We start from the raw sequence: 25,123 nt of genomic DNA, 5'->3' as shown, positions 1-25,123 counted from the left end.
GACTGCGATGAGGTGCGCGGGGCAGCGCGCTGCGCTGAGCGCGCGCCGCGACGTTCATCGACGTCGCCCTGTGCCTCGCTGCGCTGAGCGCCCGCACGGCTGCGGCTGGCGCTCACCCGGCCGCGTGCGTCAGGCCGATCCGCGGTGGATGGGGTGGAGAGCCCACGGGGACCGCGCGTGGCGCGATCCCGAGGAGCACATCGGTGCGCGGCGACCACGCAGCCGATGTGCTCACGCTGCCGGCGCCTCCGCGCTGTCCAGCGCTCGGCTCGCCGAGGCGGCGCGGAGGAGCGGCTCGCTCACTCGTCGATCGGCTCGAAATCGGCCTTGGTCGCGCCGCACTCCGGGCACATCCAGGAGTCGGGCAGGTCCTCGAACGAGGTCCCCGGCACAATGCCGGTGTCGGGGTCACCGACCGCCGGGTCATAGACGAATCCGCAGACCAGACACCGATATTTCTTCATCCGTGGTTCTCCTCAGGAGCTCGACGAGAGGCGCCTGACGCTACCACGAGGGCGGACACGGCCGCAGATGAACCTTCTGGTCCGCAGCTCTCGCCGCGGCGCCCATGTCCTGCGCCCCGGCGCGCCGCCTCGGCGACCGTGGCCGCCAGGACGCGCGCCTCAGGGCGGCGCCGGAGCGTCGCGCACCGCGAGCTGCTTCTTCCGCAGCACGCGCGCGATCGGCCAGTAGGCGAGCCGGAGCAGCCACCGCGGGCAGATGACGCCGAGATGGATGACGAGCCACGCCACCACCCCGGGCACCACGAGCGCGCGGCCGCGGTCCACCGCGCGGACCAGCGCGCGCGCGCAGCGCTCCGGGGAGATCGACAGGAGCGCGGGCGGCTCGAGGCCCGTGAAGTTGCCGGCCACCTCGTTGAACTCGGTCCGCACGGGCCCCGGACAGACCTGCGTCACCCGCACGCCGGTGCCGGCGAGGTCGAGGCGGAGCGCTTCGGTAAAGCTCGTGACGAAGTGCTTCGTGCCGACGTACGAGGCCATCCCGGGCCCGAACGTCATCCCGAAGCCGGAGCTCACGTTCGCGATCGCGCCGCGCCCGCGCGACACCATCGGGCCGACGAGCCGGTGCGTGAGGTACGCGAGGCTCGTCACGTTCAGTGCGATCATCTGCTCGGTGCGCGACCACGCGGAGAGATCGAACACGCCGATGTCGCCGAACCCGGCGTTGTTGACGAGGACGTCGACCCCCCCGACCTCGGCCTCGACGGCGAGCAGCATCGCGTCGACCGCCGCCCGATCGGTGACATCGCAGCCGAAGGCGAGCACGGCGAGCTCCGGGCGCGCCGCGGCGAGCTCGGCGCGCAGCGCCTCCAGGCGATCCTTGCGGCGCGCGACAAGCACGAGCGCCCGGGCGCGCCGGGCGATCTCGAGCGCCAGCGCGCGGCCGATGCCCGACGACGCGCCGGTGATGAGCACGACCCCGCTGTCGATCGGCGAGTGCACGGCCGAAAGGGTTGCCCGGCGCCCCCCGGGCGCGCAAGGGCCCCCTCGCCGGTCGGCCTCCCATCGTCCACGCCCCGCGCTTCCACGCTTCCGCCCTCCGGCGTTTCCGCGCTTCCACGCTTCCGCGCTTCCACCCTCCCGCGTTTCCGCGCTTCCACGCTTCCGCCCTCCGGCGTTTCCGCGCCTCCACGCTTCCGCCCTACCGCAGCTCGCCCGCTACCCCGCAGGCCGCGCGAGCACGCCGCGCAGCACCTCGGAGAAATCGGGCGAAACGGAGAAGCGCACCTCGGGGGAGATAGGCGCGCAGGAGGCACTTCGACATCCATCGCGCTACCTTCGAGACCACGAGTCGCAACCGGCCGGTAACACGCATCACCTCGGGGGCGCCCCCGCGACCGCCCCCAGCACCGCGCCTTGGCCGGCGAGCGCGGCGACGGTGCGCCCGCGGCGCGCGTTGACGTCCGCGGCGGCTCTCTCATACCGTGGACGGCGTCCTCACGAGCCAGGAGACCTCATGCGTTGGCCCTCATCTCTCATCAGTGTGCTCTTCATCGCCGCCGGGCTGGGCGCCTGCGAACGATCCGCGGAGTACGAGCACAAGGCCGCCCCGGCCTCGAACACGGCGAAGCCCGCCGCGACCGCCGCGGCGACAAGCGACGTGAAGCCGCTCGTCTTCGATCAGAAGGACGTCAAGTCCTTCAAGGTCCTGCCCGCAAAATTTGAGACGGACAAGAACACGATCACCGATGACAAGGTGACCCTGGGAAGGATGCTGTGGTACGAGACGCGCCTCTCGAAGAACCACGATATCTCCTGTAACTCGTGTCATGGCCTCTCGAGCTACGGCGTCGACAACAAGCAGTTCTCCTCCGGGCACAAGGGCCAGCTCGGCGGCCGCAACTCGCCCTCTGCGTACAACGCGGGCCCCCACATCGCCCAGTTCTGGGACGGCCGCGCGGCCACGCTCGAGGACCAGGCCAAAGGGCCTATCCTGAACCCCGTCGAGATGGCCATGCCGGACGAGAAGCGGGTCATCACGACGCTGAAGTCGATCCCCGAGTACGTGAAGCTCTTCAAGACGGCCTTCCCCGACGACAAGGAGCCGATCACCTACGACAACATGGCCAAGGCGATCGGCGCGTTCGAGCGCGGCCTGGTCACGCCGTCGCGCTTCGACAAGTACCTGGGCGGCGACGACAAGGCCCTTAGCGCCGAGGAGAAGGCCGGGTTCCACAAGTTCATCTCGCTCGGGTGCCCGACCTGCCACACGGGCGTCGCCGTCGGCGGCTCCACGTTCCAGAAGCTCGGCCTCGTGAAGGAGTTCCCCGGCCTCAAGGACAATGGGCGCTTCGACGCCACGAAGGACGAGAAGGACAAGTTCTTCTTCCGCGTCCCGAGCCTCAGGAACGTCGAGAAGACCTTCCCGTACTTCCACGACGGCTCGATCGCGACGCTCGACGAGACGGTGACCAAGATGGCGTGGCACCAGCTCGGCGTGGAGGCCAAGCCCGAAGAGGTGAAGGCGATCGTCGCGTTCCTCAAGTCGCTCACCGGCGATCTCCCGACCGACTACATCAAGCAGCCCGAGCTGCCCCCGAGCGGGCCGACCACGCCCAAGGCCGACCCGACGTGAGCTGATCACGCGGATCACGCTGATCACCGGATTGCGCCGGGAGGGCGGATCGGCTCTGCTCCGCCCTCTCGGATGAGCACGAGCTCCAGCGACGACGGACGATCCGCGCCCGCTCCAGAGGACGGAGCGGGCGCGTCCGCGGAAGGGGCTCGCGACGCGAGCGACGGGCGCACCGCGAGGGCGCTCGTCTTCGTGCGCGAGCGCTTCGACGGCGCGTGCCTCGCCTTCCCCGTCGCGGCGCCGGGCGTCGCGAGCTTCGGCCGCGACGAGGACGTCCTCGTCGAGCAGCAGCTCTTCCTGCGCGAGCACGCAGCGCGCGCCCGGCCCGAGGCGGTCTCCCGGCTCTCGTTCCCGCGCGGGACAGGGCTCCTCTCCGTGAGCGTCCCCGTCCCGCGCGACGATCTGCCGCGCAAGCTGCGGAACGAGGTGCCGGTGAGCTTCCCCTGCGTCGTCGTGCCGGCCGGCGAGCTCGACGCGCGCGGGCAGACGGAGACGCCGGCGGCGGGGCGCGGCGAGAGCGACGCGTGGGTGCTCGTGCCGAGCCTCGGGCACGCGTTCTACGTGGAGGCGGGCGAGCCGATCGAGGCGGCGATCCGGCACGAGGTGCGCCGGCTGCTCGCGTCGCAGGTCCTGTCGACGTGGGAGCACCTGGGGCTCCTGCCCGGGAGCGCGCACCGCCTCGAGGTGCTCCACGCGCCGCTGCCCGAGCCCGAGCGCGCGGGCGGGCACGGGCCGCGCGGCGCGTCGATCGTGGAGCGCGCGCGGCGGAAGAAGGCCGTGGAGACGCTCGTCGCGGTGGCGACGCCGCTCCACGTGGCGGCGCAGCGGAGCCCGCTCGCGACGCCGCCGCTCGCCTGCCGCGACGCGGAGCTCGCGCGCCTCGCGGCGCTGCTCGACGGCGAGGAGCGCCTCGGCGTGCTGCTCGTGGGCCCGGAGCACGCCGGGAAGACCGCGCTCGCGCTGGCGTATGTCGCCCGCCAGACGCGGCTCGTCTACGCGACGTCGGGCGCGCAGCTCATCGCGGGCATGAGCGGGCTCGGGCAGTGGCAGGAGCGCATCCACGGCGTGATGGAGGCCGCCGCCGCGCTCGACGCGGTGCTCTACTTCGAGAACCTCGACGATCTCCTGGCCGAGCGCGTCGACGGGGGCCACGTGGACCTGGCCGGCGCGATGCGGCCCTACCTCGACGAGGGGCGGGTGCGCGTCCTGTGCGAGCTCCGGGACGACCGGCTCGACGCGCTGGAGGGGCGGCACTGGGCGTTCTTCGCGGGCCTGAGCCGCATCCGGATCGATCCGCTCTCGGCCGCCGATACCCGGAAGGCGCTCGCCGCGCGCGCCGAGCGCGACGGCCGCGTCGAGCCGCACCGCCCCGCGGTCGCGGCCGACGCGCTGACGGCGCTCGTCGATCTCGCGGAGCGCTACCTGCCCTACAGCGCCTTCCCGGGCAAGGCGGTCCGCCTCTACGAGGACCTGCGCGCCGTGCACGAGCGGGAGCGGACCGCGCAGGGGGAGCCGGTGACGCTCGGGCGGAGCGATCTCTACGAGCTGTTCTCGATGCGCACGGGGATGCCGGCGTTCCTGCTGCGCGACGATCTGCCGCTCCGCGAAGGCCGCGTGGCGCGCGACCTCGGCGCGAGCGTTGTCGGGCAGGAGCGCGCGGTGCGCGCGCTCGCCGAGACGATCGCCGTGGTGAAGGCGGGGCTCTCGCCGCCGGACAAGCCGCTCGCTGCGTTCCTCTTCGTGGGGCCGACGGGCGTCGGCAAGACCGAGCTCGCCCGCGCGCTCGCCGGGCTGCTCTTCGGCTCGCCCGATCGGCTCTCGCGGTTCGACATGAGCGAGTTCTCGAGCGAGGGCGCGGCCGATCGCCTGATCCGCGGGACCGACGGCGCGGGCGGGCTGCTCACGCAGCGCGTGCGCGAGCAGCCGTTCTGCGTGCTCCTGCTCGACGAGATCGAGAAGGCCCACCGGGCCGTGTTCGATCTGCTGCTGCAGGTGCTCGGCGAGGGGCGCCTGTCCGACGCGCGCGGCAGGACGGCGTACTTCCACAACGCGATCGTAATCATGACGTCGAACCTCGGCGCGGCGGAGCGGCGCGCGCGGGCGGGGTTCGCCGGCGAGCGAGGCGCCGAGGCCCCGGAGGAGCAGGCCGCGCTCGACGAGGCGCACTACCAGCGCGTCGTCGCGGGCGCGTTCCGGCAGGAGTTCGTGAACCGCATCGATCGCGTGGTGCCGTTCCGGGCGCTGACCCGGGCGGAGCTCGCCGAGGTCGCGCGCCTCACGGCGCAGCGCCTCGCCCAGCGCCGCGGGCTGTCCGAGGCGGGCGTCGCGCTCGAGGTGTCGGAGCGGGCGCTCGCGCGGCTCGCCGAGGACGGCCACGCGCCTGCGTACGGGGCGCGGGCGCTGCGGCGCCACGTGGAGGAGCACCTCGCGGCGCCGCTCGCGCGGCTGCTGGCGAGGCTCGGGGGCGACGCGCGGGATCTCACGGTGTGGGTGACCGAGGCGGGCGAGCCTGAAGCGGCGGCGCCCGCCGACGGCGCCGTCGTCGCCCGCGCCGAGACGCCCGCGCTCCGCCTCGCGGCGCGGCGGCGGCGCGCGGCGAAGGCCGCGCAGCAGGCGTTCGGCGTCGAGCAGGTCGGTGAGCTCCGGCGCGAGGTGGACCGGTGGATGAACCTCGGGCCGCTCGAGCAGCTCAAGGAGCAGCTCGACTTCCTGCTGACGCAGCTGAGCCTCGCGAGCGGGCCATCGCGCGATCGGCGGAAGGAGATCGACGCCGCGGCGCTGCAGGCCGAGCACCACCGGCTGAGCGAGCTCTGGGGGCAGCTCGAGCGCGCTCAGGAGGAGATGCACGGCGTCGAGGAGCTCGCCCTGATGGCGCTGCTCGAGGGCGAGGAGGTGCGCGGGCTCGCGGGCGAGGCGCGCGCGGCGTGGGAGGGCGTGCGCAAGGTGCTGCCCCGCGCGCTCGTCGCGACCGAGTCGCGGCGCGACGCGATCACGCTGATCCTGGAGGAGCTCGACGCGGGGGCGTTCGAGCGGTGGCTCGCGCCGCTCCTCAAGGAGCTCCCGCGGCGCGGGTGGGGCGCGACGTTGCACATCGACGGCGACCGGGCCGGGCCCGGCGACGGCGCGTGGCCCGCGAGCCGGCGGTGGGGCCCGCCGCGCGCCGCGGGCGACGTGCTGGACGCGCTCGACAAGCCGAAGCGCGGGTTCCGGAGCGTGCTCCTCCGCTGCACCGGCGCGTACGCCGGGGCGTTCCTCTCGCTGGAGCGGGGGCTCCACCGGGTTGTCGCGCGCAAGCGGGACGCGGGCGAGGCGCCTGGCGATGATCGGCTGCACGTGTTCGTGCACTTCGTCGCGCACGCGGCGGACATCGCCGAGGACCAGTGGGAGCACAGGTCGCTGGCGCCGCCGCCGGCCGGATCGGCCGCGGCGCGGCGGCGCGGGGCGGCCGCGCGCGAGCTCGACGAGGTCGAGGGCGCGGCGCTGATCGCGGGGCGCAGGGCGCGGATCGCGATGGATCCGGCGTGGTACTGGGAGCGGCTCGACGAGGTCGCGCTGACGCACCTGCTCCTGTTCGAGGACGAGGGGAGCGGGCTGGATCGGAGCGAGTACTTCAGCGCGGGCGGGGACGGCCCGGCGCTGGATGATTTGCACGACGCCTGACCTGGCAGAGCCACTACCCTGAGGCCGTGCACTTCACGATCCCGCTCTTCGAACGGCGGACCACGAACGTCGAGTGCGTGACGCTCGGCCTCGGCCCGGGCACGCGCTCGCGGGAGGGGCGGCACGCGGAGCGCGTCCGGCGCCTGCTCACCGAGGAGCTCAGGGCCGTCTTCGAGAAGGTGCGCGCGGCCGAGCTCGCGCGCTTCGAGTTCCCCCGCGGCATCCGGATCGAGAAGGTGCGCCTCGAGCTCACGCTCTCCGGCGCTTCCGAGCGGCGCAAGGTGAGCGGGCTCTGCCCCGTCGTGCTCGAGCCGCGCTGGGCCTCGGAGCACGAGCGCGTCGTCTTCGCCTACCACCCCGCCCGCCAGGGCGAGGCCGCGCCGATCCGCGAGGATCTCCCGCTGGACGAGCAGCTCCGCGCGCTGTTCCAGGTCGCGTGGGCCGCGCTCGACGACGACGAGATCGCGCGGCTCTGGAGCCGGGGCAAGGAGCGCATCACGGCGCTTTCGTTCTCGTGCGCCCCGCGCTCGGCGCTCGCGGACCTGCCGGATCGACCGGGCGACGACGACACCGGCGCCGATCCGGCGTTCCGCTGGAAGAAGCGCCGGGGCCTCAAGGTCCTGCCGAACCTCGGCGTGAGCCTCACGCAGCGCGCGGCCCAGGGCAACCTCGACGCGGGCGTGCCGCGATCGCCGCAGCGCGAGCAGCTCGCCTTGCTGCTCGGCGCGGGCAGGGCGCAGCCCGTCGTCGTCGTCGGCCCACCGGGCTGCGGCAAGACGACGTTGATCCACCGGGCGGTGCTCGATCTCCTCGCGGCCGACGGGTACGGCGCGCACAAGAACCTCGACCGCGTCCGCGACGTCTTCGCCGTGAGCGGCCGCAGGCTGATCGCCGGGATGAGCCACCTCGGCGACTGGGAGAAGCGGTGCGTCGAGCTCGTCGAGGACGCGCGCAGCCGCGGCGCGATCCTCGTGATCGACGACCTCCACCACTTCGGCCGGATCGGCAGGTCGCGCGAGAGCGAGCGCTCGCTCGCCGACTTCTTCCGCGGCCCGCTCTCGCGCCGCGAGATCGTGATGGTCGGCGAGTGCTCCCCCGAGGCGTTCCGCCTCCTCGAGCAGGAGTCCCCGTCCTTCGCGGCCCTGTTCACGCCGCTCTTCCTCCCCGAGGCGACGCCCTCCGAGACGTTCCGCCTCATGGTGCGGGAGGTCCGCGCGCTCGAGCAGCGCCACGCCGCCCGCGTGAGCCCGTACGTGCTGCGGACGATCCTCGACCTCGGCGGCTCGCTGCTCTCGGCGCAGGCGCTGCCGGGCAAGGCCATCGACCTCCTGCGCGAGGTCGTCCGCGCGGGCGTGACGCCCTCGCCCTCCGGGGAGCCGGGGCCGGCGCGCGGCCACGCGCCGCGGCCGGTCGGCTCGCAGGACGTGCTGCGGCTCCTGTCGCAGAAGACCGGCGTACCGCGGCTCCTCCTCGGCGGCGACGAGCCGCTCGACGCCGGGGCGCTGGAGGAGGAGCTGGGCCGGCGGGTGATCGGCCAGCCGGAGGCCGTGCGCGCCGCGGCGGACCTCGTTTCGCGCATCAAGGCGGGCCTCGTGGATCCGCGGCGCCCGTACGGCGTGTACCTGTTCACGGGGCCGACGGGGACCGGCAAGACCGAGCTCGCCAGGTGCATGGCGGAGCTCATCTACGGCAGCGCGTCGCGCCTGCTCCGCTTCGACATGAGCGAGCAGAGCGGCCCGGACGCGCCGGCGCGGCTCGTCGGCGATCGCTACGCGCCCGACGGGCTCCTGACACAGCGGGTGCGGGAGCAGCCGTTCTCGCTTGTGCTGCTCGACGAGATCGAGAAGGCGCACCCGTCGGTGCACGGCCTCTTGCTCCAGCTCTTCGAGGACGGGCGGCTCACGGACGCGGCGGCGAGGCCCGCGCACTTCCACCACGCGGTCGTGGTGATGACGTCCAACCTGGGCGCCCGATCGCGGGCGCTGGTCGGCTTCGGCGGCGCGGGGCTCTCGGAGGCGCGGGCGCTCGCGATCGCGGAGGAGTCGGCCCAGGAGGTCGCGCGGGCGGTGCGCGACTTCTTCCCGCCGGAGCTGTTCAACCGGATCGATCGCGTCGTGCCGTTCCGCCCGCTGACGCCCGAGGTGGCGGTGCGGGTGGCCGAGAAGGAGCTCGACCGGCTGCTCGGCCGGCGCGGGCTCGCCGAGCGGAGCGTCTTCGTGCGCCGGGGCGCCGGCGTGGCCGAGCGGATCGCGCGCGAGGCGTTCGTGGCCGAGGACGGCGCCCGCTCGGTGAAGCGGTTCATCGAGGACGAGATCGGATCGCTGCTGAGCGACGCGCTCACCCGCGGCGCGCCCGCCGCGATGCAGGTGATCCGCATCTTCACGACCGCGCGCGGCGACGGCGCCGCCGCGGCGGGCGACGGCGCCGCGTTCCCCGGATCGCCCGGGTCGCCCGCGTCAGCGACGTCACCCGCGTCACCCGCGCCACCGACGTTTGCGCTGCACCGCGAGGCGCTCGCGGAGGCCGAGCCCGCGGCCGCGGCGTGGGCCCTCGCGCCGCTCATGGCGAGGCCGCTCGGCGCGCTCACGGCGGAGCTCTCACCGCTGCTCGAGTTCGTCGACGCGCTCGAGCGGAGCGACGGCCTCGCGCGCCTCTCCGAGCGGATCCGCTACCACCTCGCGGAGCACGGCCGGACCGCCGCGGAGGGGCCCGAGGCGCACGAGCACGCGGAGGCGGTCTACAACCTCGACGCCATGCGCGGCGCGATCCGGGCGTTCCGCGAGCGGATCGACCTCGTCCGGCGGCGGAGCGGCGACGACGACGAGCAGCAGCACCTCGACCTGGAGGTGCGGCGGTTCGGCTACGTGACGGTCGAGGACGAGTGGAGCCGCTCCCGGGTGCGCCTGTTCCACCGGCGCCAGCTGCCGGGCCCGCTGCGCCGGCCGGCGAAGCAGGAGGTCCTGGAGTGCATCGCGGAGGGCCACGCGCTCCGGCGCGCGCTCCGCAAGGTGGACGAGCCGGGCCAGCACGCGGTCCTCATCGAGCTGCTCCGCGCGGCGCGCTTCGACGAGAGGCCGGCCGGCGCGCGCGACGAGCCCGAGGAGGGGCTCTTCGAGGCGCTCGCGCGCGCCTACAGCGAGGCAGGGGGCGAGGTGGAGGGGTGGGCGTGCGCGCCGCTCGGCAGCGCGTCCGACGGCGACGGGCGCGCGCGCGTGGTCGAGCAGGGCCGCGGGGCGGCGGGGCTCGAGGCGATGCTCGCCGCCCCCGGGCGCGGGGCGGAGCTCCTCGTCCTGAGCGTCGTGGGCCTGTGCGTGATGGACTTCTTCGAGCTCGAGACGGGCGCGCACGTCTGGACGTCGCTCTCGCGCGGCCCCGAGGTGGTGCGGGTGCGCGTCCTGCCGGCCCGGCCGGGCCTCTCGCCGGCGGGCGCGGTCCGGGAGCACCTCGATCTGCAGGCGGCGTTCGACGAGGCGGCGCGGCGCGGGCGCGCGCTCCCGCCGAACCCGGCCGAGCTCCTCCCGGTGGTGCGGCGGGTCCGGTTCGACCCGCCGCGCCGCCCGGGCGCGACGTCGCCGATCGAGATCGAGGACTACGTGATGGGCTATGCCGAGTCGTCGGTGGTGCGGAGCCTGTCGCAGGCGCTGGCGCCGCTGTGGTTGCTCCGGATGAGCCGGGAGGACGTGGCGTGAGCCGGCGCCCCGGGCTGCTGCTCGGGGAACGCGCAGGCGACGATGGGCGGCCTCTCAGGGCAGCCGGAAGAGCGGCCGACCGTAGACCATGGAGGGCCAGGGGATGGCGGCGAGGATCACGAGCAGCGTGATGACGACGCCGATCGCCAGGCGCCGGTGCTGCGCGGTGGGGTCCGGGGCTCGCTTCGCCCGGGCCCAGGCGACATGGGCGACCACCACCGCCACGATCATGGCGAAGATGTGCTCGACGGCGAAGAAGCGCAGCGCCGCGATGGGCATGGCGGCCTTCAGCGCGGCCAGCGACGTGGGCCTGAGCGGGCTGAGCGCTGTGTAGAGCAGGATGCCGAGGAGGAACTGGGCGTCCAGCGAGCCCACGAACGCGGCGCCGACCTTGCGATCCGCCGCCGTCCACGGCCCCCGCTGGGCCCAGCCGCGGATCGACCGCGCGAGCGCCAGGAGCCCGAGCAGCAGGACGACCCAGCGCAGCCACGAGTGCGCGACGAGGACGAACGAATAGATCATGGACCTTGCTTTCCGGCCGCGGTGCCGGCCTCGATGATGTACTGCGCGATGTCGGCGAGATCCGACTCCCGGACGCCGCGGAAGCTGGGCATCGGGGGGACGTCGGCGCGCTTTCGCCCCGGGGTCACGGCCCAGCGGACGATGCCCGCGGGATCGTCCCTGTAGAGCCCTGCGAGCTCGCTGAGCGGAGGGCCGACCAGCTTGGCGCTGGGGGCGTGGCACGCCGCGCAGAGGGTGGAGAACAGGGCCTTGCCCTTCGCGGCCTGCGGCGAGAGCGCGACCGCCTCCTCGGCGGGATCGGGCCTCTTGCACGCGGCCGCGAGCAGGAGCAGGGCGGCGAGGATCGGTGACCACTTCATGCGGGCGGGCCGGAACATAGCGCGCGGCGGCCCGCGTGGGGCCGGCGTCGCGCCACGAGGATCACCACGGCCCTGCGCGCCCGGCCAGCCCGAGCTGGAGCCCGCGGCGTATGGCGCCGGGGAAGCGCGGTCGCCTCGCGACGATCACTGCGTCTTGAAGAGGTCCAGGATCCCCTGCCCGATCGCGGCCGGGTCCGGCACCGCGATGCCGGTCGGCTCGGTGCCCTCGAGGAACACCTCTTCCACCGCGCCCTCCTGGCCAGGAAACGCCGCCATCCCGCTCTCCGGGTCGATCGGGAGGCGCACGATCCCGAGCGGCTCCGGGAAATCGGTCGCCGGCCGCCCCGCGTGCGCCTTCTCCATGAACGCGATGAAGGCCGGCAGGGCGGCGCTGCCGCCCACCTCGCGCGCGCCGAGCGTCGTGGCGTCGTCGAAGCCGGTCCACACGGCGCACGCGATGTCGGTCGAGTAGCCGACGAACCACGCGTCCCTCGCGTCGTTCGTCGTCCCGGTCTTGCCGGCGATCGGCCGGCGCAGCGAGAGCGCCTGCTTCGCCGTGCCGACCTTCACGACCGAGGTGAGCAGGTCCGTCGTGAGGTACGCCTCCGCCGCGGTCATCACAGGGCGCGGCGGGGGCCGCGCCGGCAGGGGCAGCGCCTCGCCGCGCGGGCCCGTGATCTTCGTCACGAGGACGGGCTCCTGGTACGCGCCGCCCGCGGCGAACGTCGCGTAGGCGGCGGCCATCTCGCGCGGGGTCACCTCGTAGGAGCCGAGCGCGAGGGACAGGTCGGCGCCGAGCTTCGACGTGATCCCGAGCTCGCGCGCCCACGCGACGACGGCCTCGGGGCCGACGTCCCGGAGCGCCGACACAGCGGCCACGTTCACGCTGTGGGCGAGCGCCTCGCGCAGGCGCTTCGGGCTCTGCCCCTCGCTCTCGTCGTAGTTGCCGGGCCGATAGCCATCGAGCGCCGCCGGGTCGGTCTCGAGCATCGAGGCGGCCGTGAGCTTGCGCGAATGGATGCCGTAGCCATAGACGATCGCCTTGAAGGTCGATCCCGGCTGGCGGAGCGCGCGGCTCGCCCGATCGAGGCCGCCGCGCGCGCCCTCGTAGCCCCCCGCGAGCGCGACGATCTCGCGCGTGCGCGCGTCGATCGCGATGAGCGCGCCCTGCGGGCCGAGGTCGAGCCGGAGCTTGCCGGCCTCGGGGTCGCCCTCGAAGCGCACGCGCAGCACCTTGCCGACCTCGGCGAAGCGGCTCGGCGGGAGCCCGCGCGGGTTGTACCGGCGCTCCTTGCGCAGATCGACGGCGCCCTGCGCCGCGCCGACGCGGACGGCCAGCGTGCCGCGCGCGTCGTCGGCGCCGGTCACCGCGCCCAGGTAGGCGCGGCCCGCGTCCTTGGGCGCGCCCTGGAAGGGCGCCGGATCCCCCTTGGCGCGGGTGAACGGCGCGACGAGCCCGTGCCGCGCGGCGTAGGCGTCGAGGTTCTGGCGCACCGCCGCGCGCGCCGCAGCCTGCATCTTCGGGTCGATCGAGGTCACGACCGTGTAGCCGCCGTACCTGGCGTCGGGCCCGACGGCCTTCCGCAGCGCGCGCTCGGCCTCGGCGAGGACCTCGGGCGCGAGCTCGTCCAGGTGCTCCGGCTCGGGCGCGAGGCGGATCGGCTCCGCGAGTGCGGCGTCGATCTGCGCCGCGGGCAGGAAGCGCTTCTCGCGCATCTGGCCGAGCACGAAGGCGCGGCGCTTCTCGGCGCGCTCCTTGTTCACGCGCGGCGAGTAGATGGACGGCCCCTTCACGATGCCCGCGAGGAGCGCGGCCTCGGCCAGCGTGACCTGCCGGACGCTCTTGCCGAAGTAGAACCGCGCCGCCTCCTCGACCCCGTAGCGCCCGTGCCCGAAGTAGATGTGGTTCAGGTAGAGCTCGAGGATCTGGTCCTTCGTGAGCTCCTGCTCGATGCGGCGGGCGAGGAGGAGCTCGCGCATCTTCCGGTCGATCGTGCGCTCGTGCGTGAGCAGCACGTTCTTCACGACCTGCTGGGTGATCGTGCTGCCGCCCTGGCGCGCCTCCGCCGAGCGCAGATTGACGATCAGCGCGCGGAGCATGCCCAGGTAATTGAGGCCGTCGTGTTTGTAGAACCTGGCGTCCTCGGCCGCGAGCGCCGCGAGGCTCATCACCGGCGGGATCTCGGTGACCGGCACGAGCGTGCGGCGCTCGACGAAGAGCTCGCCGATCACCGTGCCGTCGCGCGCGAGGAACCGCGTCACCTGCGGCGGGTTGTAATTCTTCAGCTCCGCCGTGGTCGGCAGGTCGCGCTCGTAGTGGCCGACGACGAGGAAGAACGCGATCACGGCGGCGGCGAGGAGGCAGGCGAGGGCGATCGCGAGCCCCTTGCCCCAGCGGGCGAGCTGGGCGCGGAGCGGCGGCCTCGGCCCGGTGCCCCGGGGCCGCCGCCGGAAGGCCGCGCGGAGCGCGGCGCCCGCGCGCTTCCATCGCGGGTGATCGAGCGCCGCCCTGACGAGGGCGCGCGCTCTTCCCGGCGTTCCCTTCTGCGCGTGGCGGCCCGGTGGCGCCGGCGGGTGCGGCCCGGGCGACCACGGGACGGTCGCGCCCGGCGCGTCGGGCGGAGGCTCCGGGGGCGGCGCCTGCGCCGGGCCTCGAGGCGACCAGAGCCGCGTCGGCGCGCGATCGCTCGGCGGCGGGTCGGAGCTCGCCGCGCCCGCGTCGCGCGGGAGCGCGGGCTCCGCCGGGGCGGATCGTGGGCCGGGTCCTTCAGGCGGCGCGGCTGGGTTTCGTGGGAGATCCGAGGCCATGCGTCCGCGCGCCGGAGCCGGCGACGCCACCGCGGCGTCCGGAGGGGGTGTTCCAGCCGCGCCACGGTATCACGAGGACGGGCGCCGCGGAGGGCGCCGGTCAATCGCCGGTCAATCGATGTTCAGCTCGCAGCTCGTCCGCTTGTCCTCGAAGGAATTGCCCGCGAGCAGCCGCGGAGATGGCGGGGCGTGATAGCGTCGGTGGCGCCTGCCATGACCGACCAGGAAATCGACGCCTTCATCGCCGAGAACCAGTTCCATCCGAACGTCGTGTGGCGCCGCATCCCCGGGAAGGGCCGGGGCGTCTTCGCTCGCCGGTTCCTGCCGAAGGGCGCCGTCGTCGAGTGGGCCGCCGTCAGCTTCTTCCCGGCCTCGGATCTGAAGACCGAGGAGCACCGCGGCTGCCAGGCGCTCCATCACGTGTTCACGTGGGGGGAGGAGCCGGGGCGGGAGAAGGCGTATGCGTGGGGGCTGCTCGCGCTCTACAACCACTCGGCGACACCCAACGTCGAGATGAATGACGGTCCGGTGCCGGACTCGATGGCTGCCATCGCGCTCCGCGACATCCACGCGGGCGAGGAGCTCTGCTTCGACTACGGCTATACCTGGTTCGATCCTCGCTGAGGCGAGGACGCCAGCGCCCCGGCGATGGCCGTATCGCTCCGGCTCACATCGACGATACCGGCACGCCGGCGAGCGCCCGCCAGCTTCACCGGCGCGCTGCGCTCGCCTCGTGAGCGCCGCGGCATCTCGGTCAACGCCAGGGCCGGACTGTCGTCGTTGCGGAGGTGAGGACGGGATTCGAACCCGCGTATAACGGTTTTGCAAACCGTTGCCTAACCACTTGGCTACCTCACCGACTGTTCGAAGCGGCGGGAGGTCATGCCTCATCTCTGCCCGGCTGTCAACGCCTTTGATACCGCCGTCGACATTCACGCGGCCGAGCCGTCCCGTCAGCCGGGCGCTCCGCCGCGGTCGCTCTGGCGTCGCTCTGGCGTCGTTCTGGCGTCGTTCCGGCTTCCGGCTCCCTCCGTCCCGATGCCGGAGCCGGCGGAGGGGGCTCCGGCGCGTTCCCGCCGCAGCCCTCCAGAACACCCGCGCTGCCTACTGTTCGCGCCCGCCGCGCCGTGCCCTTCCCGCGCGCGGCACCCTCTCCCGCCCCCCCAGGGCTCGCCCGATGTAGCTGGCCGTGTAGACCGCCCGCCGCGTCGCCTGGATCAACCCGCGCGGCACGATCCCCTTCCCCGTCTGGAACGGGTTGAAGCGGAGCGCGCGCTGGTCGATGTCCACCGGCTCGTACAGCTCCATATCGGCGACTGCCATCCATCGCGCGCGCGAGCCCCCTCGCCTCACCTCGAGGCGCAGCAGCGCGAGCCCCGCCGCAGCGGCGCGCTCCAGCTTCTCCACGCGGTTTCCTTTCACCACCGCCGCGCGCAGCGGCACCAGGCGGAACTCCGCGCGACCGAAGCCGGCCACGTCGAACCGCGCCAGCGCGTAGTAATCGTTGTCCAGGAAGTCGTGCCTCTTCGTCGTGAAGAGGGCGAACGGGAGCAGCAAAAGCCGGCGCGCGCTCACGAAGAGGAGGTCCTGATCGCCGGCGCTCGCGGCCGGCGTCACCTCTTCGCTGGTCCGGAAGCGCACCGCGACCCCCAGCACGTCCGGACGGCGCTCGCCCTTGCCGTCCCGCCACCGCCAGATCCCGCCCGAGAGCCGCACGAGCGCCGGCCCCGCCAGTCGCTGCGCCAGCGCGCCGACCTCGCCCTCCACCGCGAGCGCCTTCACCCCCGCGCAGTAGACCACGCCGTCGGGATGGAACAGCCTCGCTCTCCGGATGAAGCTGCCCCCCCCGGCGATAGGAGACAGCGCTCCCCCGATCACACGCCCAACCGCTTCGAAGAACCGCATGGTGACCCCTCCCTCGAACCTGGAGCGCCGGGGGCCAATCGCAAGTTGGGCGCGACCCGACAGCGCCCCTCCCGCGGCGCTCACCCGCGTCGAGGCGTCGAGATCTGCTGTTCTCCGCGCGCCATCCGTTCTCCCGCGCAACGGCGATTCCAGGGAAGCGCCGCGTCCCCGGCGCTCCCTCTCGTGCCGCTCGTGCCGACTCCTCCGGCGGCCCTCGCGCCTCCGCGCGCGCTCTGTCCCGCGCGAGCGCCGGACAGAGCGCGCGTCACCCCGCGCCGGCCTTCGCCGCCGGGTCGATCTCCGGAGCGGCGTCTCGCTGCGCCCGGCCTTCGATAAGGCGCTTCGCCACGAGCGTCAGGAGCGCGAGCAGGACGAGCAACGAGGCGACCGCGAACGCCGCCGAGAAGTGGAACTCGTTGTAGAGCACCTCGACGTGCAGCGGCATGGTGTTGGTCTGCCCCCGGATATGCCCCGAGACGACCGACACCGCGCCGAACTCGCCCATCGCCCGCGCGTTGCAGAGCACCACGCCGTAGAGCAGGCCCCACTTCGCGTTGGGGAGGGTGATGCGGAAGAACATGCTCCACCCGCTCGCGCCGAGCGACAGCGCCGCGTGCTCCTCGTCGGCCCCCTGGCTCTCCAGGAACGGGATGAGCTCGCGCGCGACGAACGGGAACGTCACGAACGTCGTCGCGAGGATGATCCCGGGACGATCGAAGATGACCCGGAGGTCGTGCTCGATGAGCCAGGGGCCGAGCACCCCTTGCGCCCCGAAGAGCAGGACGAAGATCATGCCGGAGATCACCGGCGAGACAGCGAACGGCAGATCGATGAGCGTGACGAGGAGGCTCTTTCCCGTGAACTCGAAGCGCGCGATCGCCCAGGCCGCGGCCACGCCGAAGACGAGGTTGAGCGGCACGGCGATGACCGCGGTCGTGAGCGTCAGCTCGATGGCGGCGATGGCGTCCGGCGCGGTGATCGCCCGCCAGTACCCCGAGAGGCCGTCCTTCAACGCCTCGATGAACACCGCGACGACCGGCAGGAAGAGGAAGAACCCGAGGAACGCGAGCGCCGCCGCCGTCAGCGCCCAGCGCACCAGCGGGGGCTCGGACGTCGCGCCGCGCACCGCCCCGCGCGACCTGACCCGCAGCTTGCCCGCCGCGCCAGCCACTACGACGCGACCCCGGGCGCGCTGGCCCCCGCGGACCGCTCGGGCGCGGGCTTGGGCGCCTCGACAGGGCTCCGCGACGACCCGCGCGCGCCGCTCCAGGACTGGAGTCGGTTGATCAGGAAGAGGAGCACGAAGGAACAGAGAAGCATCACCATCGCGAGCGCCGTCGCGCCCGCGTAGTCGTACTGCTCCAGCTTGGTCATGATGACGAGCGGCGCGATCTCCGTCTTGAGGGGCATGTTCCCGGAGATGAACACGACCGACCCGTACTCGCCGAACGCCCTCGCGAACGACATCGCGAACCCGGTGAGGATCGATGGCCAGAGCGCGGGCAGGAGGATGCGACGGAAGATCTCGAAGCGGCCCGCGCCGAGCGACGCCGCCGCCTCTTCCTGGTCGACCTCGAGCTCCTCCATCACCGGCTGGACGGTCCGCACGACGAACGGGAGCCCAACGAAGGTGAGCGCAATGACGACGCCCAGGCGGCTGAATGCGCTCTGGATCCCGAGCGGGTACAGGAACCGACCGACCCACCCCTGCTGCGCATAGATGGCCGTGAGCGCGATGCCGCCGACCGCCGTCGGGAGCGCGAAGGGCAGGTCGACGAGCGCGTCGACGATCGACTTGCCCGGGAAGCTGTAGCGGACGAGCACCCACGCCACGAGGACGCCGAAGACCGCGTTGATGCCCGCCGCGATGAGCGACGCGGCAAAGCTCATCTTCAACGAGGCGACGGCGCGCGGCGAGGTCACCACCGCCCAGATCTCGGCGGGCTGGAGCGTCGCCGTCTTGAGGAAGATCATCGACAGCGGGACAAGCACGAGCAGCGACAGGTACGTTACCGTAATCCCCATCGCCAGCCCGAAGCCGGGCAGAACGCTCTGTCGTCGCCAGAGGAGAGCCACGAAGTCTATTTACCGGCCTGGTAGATCTGGTCGAAGACGCCGCCGTCGGAGAAATGCGCCTTCTGGGCTTTTTGCCACCCGCCGAAGACCTCGTCAATCGAGAAGAGCGCGACCTTCTGGAAGACACCCTCCGACTCTGCCGCCGCGAGGATCGCCGGGTTGCGCGGGCGGTAGAAGTGCTTCACCGCGATGCGCTGCCCCTCCTCCGTGGAGAGGAAGGCGAGGTACGCCTCCGCCGCAGCCCTCGTCCCGCGCCTGTCGACCACCTTGTCGACCACCGCGACAGGCGGCTCGGCGAGGATGCTGATCGACGGCACGATCACCTCGAATTTTTCCTTACCGCTCTGCTTCACCGCGAGCAGCGCCTCGTTCTCCCAGGCGATCAGGACGTCGCCGAGCCCACGCTCGACGAACGTCGTTGTCGAGCCGCGCGCCCCCGTGTCGAGGACGGGCACGTTCTTGAAGAGGCGGCCGACGAAATCCTTCGCCTTCGCCTCGTCGCCGCCCGCCCGCTTCAGCTCGTAGCCCCACGCAGCGAGGTAGTTCCACCGCGCCCCGCCGGAGGTCTTCGGGTTCGGGGTGATGACCGCCACGCCCTCCTTCACGAGATCGTCCCAGTCCTTGATGCCCTTGGGATTACCCTTGCGCACCAGGAAGACAATGGTCGACGTGTAAGGAGCGCTGTTGTCCTTGAGGCGCGCTTGCCATCCCTCCTTGATCAGCCCGGCGGACGCGACCGCATCGACGTCGTAGGCGAGCGCGAGCGTGACCACGTCCGCCTCGAGCCCGTCGATCACCGACCGGGCCTGCTTGCCCGAGCCGCCGTGCGATTGCTTGATGGTGACGTCCTGTCCGCTCTGCTCCTTCCAGCGCTTCGCGAAGGCGGCGTTCACCTCTTCATAGAGCTCGCGCGTGGGGTCGTAGGAGACATTCAGTATCTGCACCGACCCCGACTTCGAGGCGCCGGCCGCGTCGCCCTTCGAGCACGCCGGGAGCGCCAGCGCCAGCACACAACAAAGCATCGTCATCAAGCATCGCATCGATCGTTCCTACTCCGTTAGCCAGTCGCGAGATAACGCGATTCCCGCTGCGCGAGCGCGTCGAGCAGCTGCTGGAAGCGCGAGGCGCCGATGCGCCGGGCCATGAACGCCGCGCGGCCGAGCTTCTGGCAGAGCTTCTTGGCGAGGAGCACGCCGCCGTGGCTGTTCACGTCGGTCAGCACGATCACGAGATCGGCCCGCTCGATGGCCGCCCGCAGCTCGGACGCCCCGCGTCCGCCCGTGTTGCCCGTGTGAAACTCCAGATGGTGCCCCGCCTGCAGCGCCATCCGCTCCAGCTGAGCCTGGTTGCGATCCAACCCACCAATCCAGGTGATCCGCATCGCTCCGCCTCCTTGCTCCTCGCAGCGGGTGACCGCCGCTATAACGGACATATCTCACGCTAAAGCAGAGGACGCAAGGGAGATCTGCCAAAATAACGGAGGACACGTCTTGGATACCGGAGGGACACGTGGCCGGCGGGGTCCGGAAAGCGGGCGGGGCTACCCGCGCGATCCGTAGGTCATGACGAGGTACATGACGGCCTCGGCGCTGCCCGGGTTGCGGTAGCTGTGCGGGCTGTCGGCCTCGAACAGGATGGCGTCGCCGGTCTCGAGCAGGCGCCGCTCGCCGGCCACGGTGATCTCCACCGAGCCCTCGGTGACGATCAGGTTCTCCGCGGTGCCCGGGGCGTGCGCGTCGGCGTGCTCGACCGAGCGCGGCGCGAGGCGGAGCTCGTAGAACTCCACGTTGCGCGGCCGGTCCATCGGGAAGAGCGCCCGGGAAGAGAAGTCGCCGTTGCGAGACCGCAGGATGCGCGCGTGCGAGGCCTGCATGACGGTCGTGACGGGCGAGGTCGCCTGGCTCATCAGCGCCGAGAAGGGGACCCCGAGGGCGCGCGCGATCTTCCAGAGGACGTTGATGGTCGGCGTGCTCTGGCCCAGCTCGATCTGCCCCAGCATCGCCCGGCTCACCCCGGACGCCTTCGCCAGCCGCTCGAGCGACAGGCCCCGCTCGGCCCGGAACCGCTTCAGGTTGGAGGCGACGACCGGCGTGAGGTCCGACGCGTCGTCGAACGCCGGGTCGTCCCCGCCAGGCTCGCTCGCCGGGGGCGGGGGTGGGGACGGCGGCTCGGCAGCCGCCGATCGCGCGGGGGTCTGGGCTTTGCGTGCCTTCACTGGACGCGTATCCGCCATGGTGGAGGGCGCGCGTCAAGCGAGCGGGGGACGGGCGCGCTCAGGGGCCGCCGGAGACCACCTCCGCGACCGGTCTCGAGGGCGACGGGCGGCGCACCGAAGGCGCGGGCGCCGCCAGGAGCACCGGCGAGGTATGGCCGGTGATGAGGCGGGCGCCGCGCTTGAAGGTGATGTACTGCCACATCCACGCGAACATGACGGTGAAGCGGTTCCTGAAGCCGATAAGGAACAGCACGTGGACGGCCAGCCAGGCGAGCCACGCGAGCGTGCCCGACATCTGCAGGCGCCCGACCTTCGCGATGGCGCGCGAGCGGCCGATGGTCGCCATCGTCCCCTTGTCGCGGTAGGCGAACTGCCCGCGCGGGCGGCGCTCGAGATCGTCGAGGATGCAGCGCGCGACGAAGCGCCCCTCCTGGATCGCGGCCGGGCTGAGGCCGGGCACGTCGACGCCGTTCCGGTCGCGGAGCGTGGCCATGTCGCCGATCGCGAAGACGCTCGGGTGCCCGGGGAGGGAGCAGTCCGGCCCGACCTTCACGCGGCCGACGCGATCGAGCTCGACGCCGAGCGCGCGGGCGAGCGGGGTGCCGCGGACCCCCGCGGCCCAGATGACGGTCGCGGCGGGGAGGCGCTCGCCGTCCTCGAACTGCACGCCGTACTCGTCGATGCTGCGGAAGCGGCGCCCCTTGATGACCTCGACCCCGAGGGACGTGAGCTGCTCCTCGGCGCTCGCCGAGAGGCTCTCCGGGAAGGCCTGGAGGATGCGGGCGCCGATCTCGACGAGCAGCACCCGCGAGAGCGAAGGGTCGAGGGAGCGGAAGTCGCGCGCGAGGATGTAGCGCGCGAGCTCGGCGAAGGCGCCGGCCATCTCGACGCCCGTGGCGCCGCCGCCGATGACGACGAACGTGAGCAGCCGCCGCCGCGCCGCGGGGTCCTCCTCGCGCTCGGCGGCCTCGAAGGCGAGCAGCATGCGCTCGCGGATGGTGAGCGCCTCGTCGAGGTTCTTGAGCGCCGGCGCGAACCGGGCCCACTCCTCGTGGCCAAAGTAGTTGTTCGTCGCGCCGACGGCGAGGACCAGGAAGTCGTAGTCCAGCGGGTCGCCGTCGACGGTGACGCGCCGGCCGGCGAGGTCCACGCCCGTCACCTCGCCGAGCAGGACCCGGACGTTGCGCTGGCGCGACAGGACCGATCGGATCGGGACCGCGATGTCGGCCGGCGAGAGGCTGGCCGTCGCCACCTGATAGAGCAGCGGCTGGAACAGGTGGTGATTGGTCCTGTCGATGAGGGTGACCCGGACGGGCGCGTCACGGAGCGCCTTTGCCGCGTTCAGGCCGCCGAACCCTCCGCCGACGATCACGACGTGAGGCTCTCTCGCGGTCGTTGCCATGGTGCCTCCTGGCGAGGAACGCTTCCTCGGTGGCACGACGATGGTAGGGGGCGCGGATCACCGCGGCAAGCAGGCGCAGCGCGCGGGCGCGGCGCCGCGATCGCTCATGCTGCCGCGGCGTTCACGTCGCTCCTCGCCTCGGTCTTGCCGTCCGGCGCTTCGCCCCGCAGCACCTCTGCGAGCAGCTTCCGGCCGCGGTGCAGGCGGCTCATGACGGTGCCGACCGGGACGCCCAGCCGCGTCGCTGCGTCCTTGTAAGACATCTCCTCGAGGTCCACGAGCACCAGGGTGTCACGGAAGGTCGGGGGGAGCGTCGCGAGCGCGCGCCGCACGCCGGGCGAGAGCGCGTGCATGTCGGCGCAGCGCTCCGGCGCCGTCCAGGCGCACGGGTCGGTCGCGAGCACGTCGAGGGCGTTGCGCTCGCGACGGCTGCGCCGGCAGCGGGTGATGAAGACGCTGAAGAGGATCTGGTGCACCCACGCCCGCAGGTTGGTCCCGGGCTCGTAGCTCCCCGCGAACCGGATCGCGCGCTCCACCGTGTCCTGCACGAGATCCTCGGCCGTCGCGGGCGTCCGGGAGAGCCGCAGCGCGCGGCCGAACAGCTCCGGTGTCATTTCGACAAGGCCCCGGAGCAGCTCGTCGACCGCTCCCCGCGAGCCCTCTCCCGGCGCCGTCCGCGCCGCGCGCGCCACGCGCGCCACGCGCGCCACGCCGAAGGACGGCCCGCGCCCGAGCGCGCGCGACGCGCCGGGCGGCGGCGCTAGGTTCGAGGACCGGGCGGGGGCATGAGCGGCGTGGACGAGCATGACGGGACCTCCTGCGTCACCGGTACTGGCAAGGCAGGTGCCACCGCGCGGACCTCGCGAAGGCCGCGGATCGCGCCGAACGGCGCGGGCGGAGACACGCGGGCGCGTGTCAAATCGACAGCAGGGAGCACGGGCGCGCCAGGGTGGCGAGCCGCCCCGCGGCGCGCCCGGCCCGGCGGCCCCACCCGCGCGAGCGCCGGGCGAGGCGCCCAGCAGAGCGAGCGCCGGGCTGGGCGTCCGGTGGAGCAGGCGCTCGCGTCACGTCGAGAGCGGGTCGCTCCCGGCGGCCAGCGCGGCGATCAGGCCCGGGACCAGCTCGGCGATCTCGCTCGCGAGCAGCCCCCGATCGCTGCCCGTCTGCGCGCGCCACACATCGCCGGCGAGCGCGTGGATCAGCACCCCGGCGCTCGCCGCGGCGGTGGGATCCATCGAGCACAGGAGGGCCGCGATCATCCCGGTCAGGACGTCGCCCGAGCCGGCGGTGGCGAGCGCAGGGTTGCCAGCCATGCAGATGAACATGCGGCCGTCCGGGAGCGCGATGATCGTGCGCGCCCCCTTGAGCACGACGATCGCCCGGGTGAGCGCCACGGCCTCGCGCACGGCGCCGAAGCGGTCCTCCTCGACGGCCCGGGCGCTCCGGCCCAGGAGCCGCCCGAGCTCGCCCGAGTGCGGCGTCATGATGAGGCTCCCGCGCGCGGTCGCGAGCGCCTCCGGGCGGCCCACGAAGTGCGTCAGGGCGTCCGCGTCGACGACCTTCAGGCCGTCCCAGCCGAGCACGACGTGATCCACCGCGGCCCGCGCCCGCTCGTCGAGGCCGAGGCCCGGGCCGATGGCGACCGCCCGCCGCCCGGCGAGCGCGCCGTCGAGCGACGCCGCGATGCGGTCCGGATCGATCGAGGTCGTCATCAGCTCCACGACGCGCGACTCCATCGCGCGCGCGGTGTCGGCCCAGGTGCAGATCGTCACGAGGCCCGCGCCCGTCCGCATCGCCGCGCGCGCGGTCAGCAGCGCGGCGCCGAGCTTGCCCGACGAGCCGGCGATGACGAGCACGTTGCCCGCCTGGTGCTTGTAGACGCTCGCCTCGCGCGGGCGCAGCGACGAGCCGATCGTCTCCTTGCGGAGGACCTCCGCGACGTGGCCCACGTGGGCGAGGATCGGCCGGTCCGGGACCCCGAGATCGACGACGTGCACGTTGCCCGCGAGCCGCGCGCCCTCGGGCGTGAGCAGGCCGATCTTGAGGTGGCCGAAGGTGACGGTCTCGTCGGCCTGCACCGCGGCGCCGAGCGGCGCGCCGCTGTCGGCGTCGAGGCCCGAGGGCACGTCGAGCGCGATGCAGAGGCAGGTCGCCGTGTTGAGGACGCCGATGACGTCGGCGAGGTGGCCCTCGATGGGGCGGTCGAGGCCCGTGCCGAAGATCGCGTCGACGACGAGGTCGGCCCCCGCGAGCGCGACCTCCAGCGGGGCGAGGGACGCGCCCGGGGGGAGCTCGGTCAGCGCGCCGCCGAGATCCACGTACGCGTCGTGGTTGATGCGGCTATCGCCGGTGACCTTCTCGGACCGGGCGGCCAGGAAGACCTGGACCTCCGCGCCGCGGGCGAGGAGGTGGCGCGCCACGACGAACCCGTCGCCGCCGTTGTTGCCGGCCCCGCAGACGACGACGACGCGGGCGTGGAGGGGGTACGTCGCGGGCTGCCCCGGGCTCGGGACGTGCCGGACCGGGAACGATCGGATGCGCGCGGCGCGGGCCTCCTCGGCGTCGCGGCGGCCGTTCGGCGGCGGCGGGACGCTCCCGGGGCGGCCCCGGAGACCCGCCCCGGAGGGCAACGTCGCCGGCCAGAACGCCCGCGCGGGCGAAAGGCCGGACGCGAGCGGGTGCGGCGGGCTGTGCGCGGCGTCGCCGGGCTGCCCGGCGCTGCGCCCCTCGATGATCGCCGAGATCACGTCGGCGGCGCCGCGGCCGGCGTTCTCCATGAGGACCACGCCGGGGACGTGGCACTGGTGGATCGCGTGTTTGTCGAAGGCGCGCATCTGCGCGCGCGATAGGACCGGAATCACGAGCGCTCTTTCCCTTCGTCCAGGCTGGATCGGCTCTCGCCGTCCTCGTCCTCCTCGGTCGGGGATCGGCTCTCGCCGTCCTCGTCCTCCTCGGTCGGGGATCGGCTCTCGCCGTCCTCGTCCTCCTCGGTCGGGGATCGGCTCTCGCCGTCCCCTTCCAGGATAGCCACCGCCGCCGCCACGCCTGCATCATGCGTGATCGACAGGTGGACCCGCTGGACGCCCATGCGCTCGGCGAGCGCGCGCGCCGGACCGTGGAGCGCCATCGTCGGCGGCATGCGCGGCGCGCCGCGCACCTCCAGGTGGTGCCAGCTGACGCCCGGCGCGCCGGCCATCGCCTTCACCACGGCCTCCTTCGCGGCGAAGCGGCCCGCGAGCGCCGTCGCCCGGTCCACGCGGTGCGCGAGCGAGCGGCGCTCCGGCTCGGACAGCACCCGCTCCCAGAACCGCTCCCCCCACCGCGCGAGCGCCTCCTCCATGCGTCCGATGCCGCAGACGTCGATGCCGATGCCGAGGATCACGCGCTCCCC

19 protein-coding genes and 1 tRNA gene are annotated in these 25,123 nt (G+C 73.3%); 4 read left to right on the top strand and 16 right to left on the bottom strand.

Annotated elements, in window-relative coordinates; all coding sequences use genetic code 11:
• Window positions 1-299 precede the first annotated feature (299 nt).
• Together rd and WMF45_RS01895 are read right to left on the bottom strand one after the other, a co-directional pair.
• Window positions 300-464 (bottom strand): rubredoxin, encoded by a 165-nt coding sequence (gene rd / locus WMF45_RS01900; RefSeq protein WP_437715272.1) that lies wholly within the window; start codon window positions 462-464, stop codon window positions 300-302.
• A 159-nt stretch (window positions 465-623) separates the two neighbouring features.
• Entirely contained in the window at window positions 624-1,463 is an 840-nt protein-coding gene (locus tag WMF45_RS01895) for an SDR family NAD(P)-dependent oxidoreductase (protein ID WP_437715271.1), read from the bottom strand.
• Window positions 1,464-1,977: 514 nt separating this feature from the next.
• On the opposite strand from WMF45_RS01895, the gene WMF45_RS01890 reads away from it, so the two are divergent.
• From WMF45_RS01890 to WMF45_RS01880, 3 genes are all read left to right on the top strand, one after another.
• Window positions 1,978-3,096 carry a cytochrome-c peroxidase gene (locus WMF45_RS01890; RefSeq protein ID WP_437715270.1) on the top strand — a complete coding sequence of 373 codons (1,119 nt, stop codon included), beginning with the start codon at window positions 1,978-1,980 and terminating at the stop codon, window positions 3,094-3,096.
• A gap of 72 nt (window positions 3,097-3,168) precedes the next feature.
• The gene (locus WMF45_RS01885; protein WP_437715269.1) at window positions 3,169-6,756 is read left to right on the top strand and encodes an AAA family ATPase; all 3,588 of its coding nucleotides are present in this window, start codon (window positions 3,169-3,171) and stop codon (window positions 6,754-6,756) included.
• A 26-nt stretch (window positions 6,757-6,782) separates the two neighbouring features.
• On the top strand, window positions 6,783-10,445 hold the full coding sequence (locus WMF45_RS01880) for an AAA family ATPase (RefSeq protein WP_437715268.1): 3,663 nt from the start codon (window positions 6,783-6,785) through the stop codon (window positions 10,443-10,445).
• A 54-nt stretch (window positions 10,446-10,499) separates the two neighbouring features.
• On the opposite strand, the gene WMF45_RS01875 is transcribed toward WMF45_RS01880, so the two are convergent.
• The 3 genes from WMF45_RS01875 to WMF45_RS01865 all read right to left on the bottom strand — a co-directional run bounded on the left by WMF45_RS01875 (window position 10,500) and on the right by WMF45_RS01865 (window position 14,134).
• A complete protein-coding gene (locus WMF45_RS01875; protein ID WP_437715267.1) occupies window positions 10,500-10,967 on the bottom strand; it encodes a hypothetical protein in 468 nt (155 codons plus the stop codon).
• The gene (locus tag WMF45_RS01870) at window positions 10,964-11,326 is read right to left on the bottom strand and encodes a c-type cytochrome (protein ID WP_437715266.1); all 363 of its coding nucleotides are present in this window, start codon (window positions 11,324-11,326) and stop codon (window positions 10,964-10,966) included. The genes WMF45_RS01875 and WMF45_RS01870 overlap by 4 nt, the downstream gene beginning before the upstream one ends.
• A 144-nt stretch (window positions 11,327-11,470) precedes the next feature.
• Window positions 11,471-14,134, bottom strand: a complete 2,664-nt coding sequence (locus WMF45_RS01865; protein WP_437715265.1) for a penicillin-binding protein 1A — start codon at window positions 14,132-14,134, stop codon at window positions 11,471-11,473.
• A gap of 213 nt (window positions 14,135-14,347) precedes the next feature.
• Between WMF45_RS01865 and WMF45_RS01860 the strand changes: the two genes are divergently transcribed.
• The gene (locus WMF45_RS01860; RefSeq protein WP_437715264.1) at window positions 14,348-14,758 is read left to right on the top strand and encodes an SET domain-containing protein; all 411 of its coding nucleotides are present in this window, start codon (window positions 14,348-14,350) and stop codon (window positions 14,756-14,758) included.
• Between the two features lie 162 nt (window positions 14,759-14,920).
• Here WMF45_RS01860 and WMF45_RS01855 read toward each other — a convergent pair.
• The 11 genes from WMF45_RS01855 to acpS all read right to left on the bottom strand — a co-directional run bounded on the left by WMF45_RS01855 (window position 14,921) and on the right by acpS (window position 25,114).
• Window positions 14,921-14,992, bottom strand: a tRNA-Cys gene (locus tag WMF45_RS01855).
• A gap of 246 nt (window positions 14,993-15,238) precedes the next feature.
• The gene (locus WMF45_RS01850) at window positions 15,239-16,039 is read right to left on the bottom strand and encodes a hypothetical protein (RefSeq protein ID WP_437715263.1); all 801 of its coding nucleotides are present in this window, start codon (window positions 16,037-16,039) and stop codon (window positions 15,239-15,241) included.
• Between the two features lie 265 nt (window positions 16,040-16,304).
• On the bottom strand, window positions 16,305-17,210 hold the full coding sequence (cysW, locus tag WMF45_RS01845; RefSeq protein WP_437715262.1) for a sulfate ABC transporter permease subunit CysW: 906 nt from the start codon (window positions 17,208-17,210) through the stop codon (window positions 16,305-16,307).
• Window positions 17,210-18,064 carry a sulfate ABC transporter permease subunit CysT gene (cysT, locus tag WMF45_RS01840; RefSeq protein WP_437715261.1) on the bottom strand — a complete coding sequence of 285 codons (855 nt, stop codon included), beginning with the start codon at window positions 18,062-18,064 and terminating at the stop codon, window positions 17,210-17,212. The genes cysW and cysT overlap by 1 nt, the downstream gene beginning before the upstream one ends.
• 56 nt (window positions 18,065-18,120) lie before the next feature.
• Window positions 18,121-19,137, bottom strand: coding sequence for a sulfate ABC transporter substrate-binding protein (locus WMF45_RS01835; RefSeq protein WP_437715260.1), 1,017 nt, complete (start codon window positions 19,135-19,137; stop codon window positions 18,121-18,123).
• Between the two features lie 35 nt (window positions 19,138-19,172).
• Complete coding sequence (locus WMF45_RS01830) at window positions 19,173-19,496, bottom strand: DUF2325 domain-containing protein (protein ID WP_437548971.1); 324 nt, start codon at window positions 19,494-19,496, stop codon at window positions 19,173-19,175.
• 159 nt (window positions 19,497-19,655) lie between these two features.
• Window positions 19,656-20,330 carry a helix-turn-helix domain-containing protein gene (locus tag WMF45_RS01825; RefSeq protein WP_437715259.1) on the bottom strand — a complete coding sequence of 225 codons (675 nt, stop codon included), beginning with the start codon at window positions 20,328-20,330 and terminating at the stop codon, window positions 19,656-19,658.
• A 58-nt stretch (window positions 20,331-20,388) separates the two neighbouring features.
• Complete coding sequence (locus WMF45_RS01820; RefSeq protein WP_437715258.1) at window positions 20,389-21,732, bottom strand: NAD(P)/FAD-dependent oxidoreductase; 1,344 nt, start codon at window positions 21,730-21,732, stop codon at window positions 20,389-20,391.
• Window positions 21,733-21,836: 104 nt separating this feature from the next.
• Entirely contained in the window at window positions 21,837-22,538 is a 702-nt protein-coding gene (locus WMF45_RS01815; RefSeq protein WP_437715257.1) for an RNA polymerase sigma factor, read from the bottom strand.
• Window positions 22,539-22,796: 258 nt separating this feature from the next.
• The gene (locus tag WMF45_RS01810) at window positions 22,797-24,593 is read right to left on the bottom strand and encodes an NAD(P)H-hydrate dehydratase (RefSeq protein WP_437715256.1); all 1,797 of its coding nucleotides are present in this window, start codon (window positions 24,591-24,593) and stop codon (window positions 22,797-22,799) included.
• On the bottom strand, window positions 24,590-25,114 hold the full coding sequence (acpS, locus tag WMF45_RS01805) for a holo-ACP synthase (protein ID WP_437715255.1): 525 nt from the start codon (window positions 25,112-25,114) through the stop codon (window positions 24,590-24,592). The genes WMF45_RS01810 and acpS overlap by 4 nt, the downstream gene beginning before the upstream one ends.
• Window positions 25,115-25,123: the final 9 nt, after the last annotated feature.

The sequence above is a fragment of the Sorangium sp. So ce448 genome (assembly GCF_051520915.1).
GTDB classification, from domain to species: Bacteria; Myxococcota_A; Polyangia; order Polyangiales; family Polyangiaceae; genus Sorangium; species Sorangium cellulosum_B.
Note: the sequence above shows the minus strand (reverse complement) of the source record. Positions and strands in the feature narration are given on the sequence as shown.

Coding starts and splice junctions, on each gene's coding strand:
- WMF45_RS01875 (WP_437715267.1), bottom strand. CDS start 10,967: ATGATCTATTCGTTCGTCCTCGTCGCGCACTCGTGGCTGCGCTGGGTC.
- WMF45_RS01890 (WP_437715270.1), top strand. CDS start 1,978: ATGCGTTGGCCCTCATCTCTCATCAGTGTGCTCTTCATCGCCGCCGGG.
- WMF45_RS01870 (WP_437715266.1), bottom strand. CDS start 11,326: ATGAAGTGGTCACCGATCCTCGCCGCCCTGCTCCTGCTCGCGGCCGCG.
- WMF45_RS01820 (WP_437715258.1), bottom strand. CDS start 21,732: ATGGCAACGACCGCGAGAGAGCCTCACGTCGTGATCGTCGGCGGAGGG.
- rd (WP_437715272.1), bottom strand. CDS start 464: ATGAAGAAATATCGGTGTCTGGTCTGCGGATTCGTCTATGACCCGGCG.
- WMF45_RS01835 (WP_437715260.1), bottom strand. CDS start 19,137: ATGCTTTGTTGTGTGCTGGCGCTGGCGCTCCCGGCGTGCTCGAAGGGC.
- cysT (WP_437715261.1), bottom strand. CDS start 18,064: ATGGGGATTACGGTAACGTACCTGTCGCTGCTCGTGCTTGTCCCGCTG.
- WMF45_RS01815 (WP_437715257.1), bottom strand. CDS start 22,538: ATGCTCGTCCACGCCGCTCATGCCCCCGCCCGGTCCTCGAACCTAGCG.
- WMF45_RS01850 (WP_437715263.1), bottom strand. CDS start 16,039: ATGCGGTTCTTCGAAGCGGTTGGGCGTGTGATCGGGGGAGCGCTGTCT.
- WMF45_RS01865 (WP_437715265.1), bottom strand. CDS start 14,134: ATGGCCTCGGATCTCCCACGAAACCCAGCCGCGCCGCCTGAAGGACCC.
- WMF45_RS01885 (WP_437715269.1), top strand. CDS start 3,169: ATGAGCACGAGCTCCAGCGACGACGGACGATCCGCGCCCGCTCCAGAG.
- WMF45_RS01830 (WP_437548971.1), bottom strand. CDS start 19,496: ATGCGGATCACCTGGATTGGTGGGTTGGATCGCAACCAGGCTCAGCTG.
- WMF45_RS01860 (WP_437715264.1), top strand. CDS start 14,348: ATGACCGACCAGGAAATCGACGCCTTCATCGCCGAGAACCAGTTCCAT.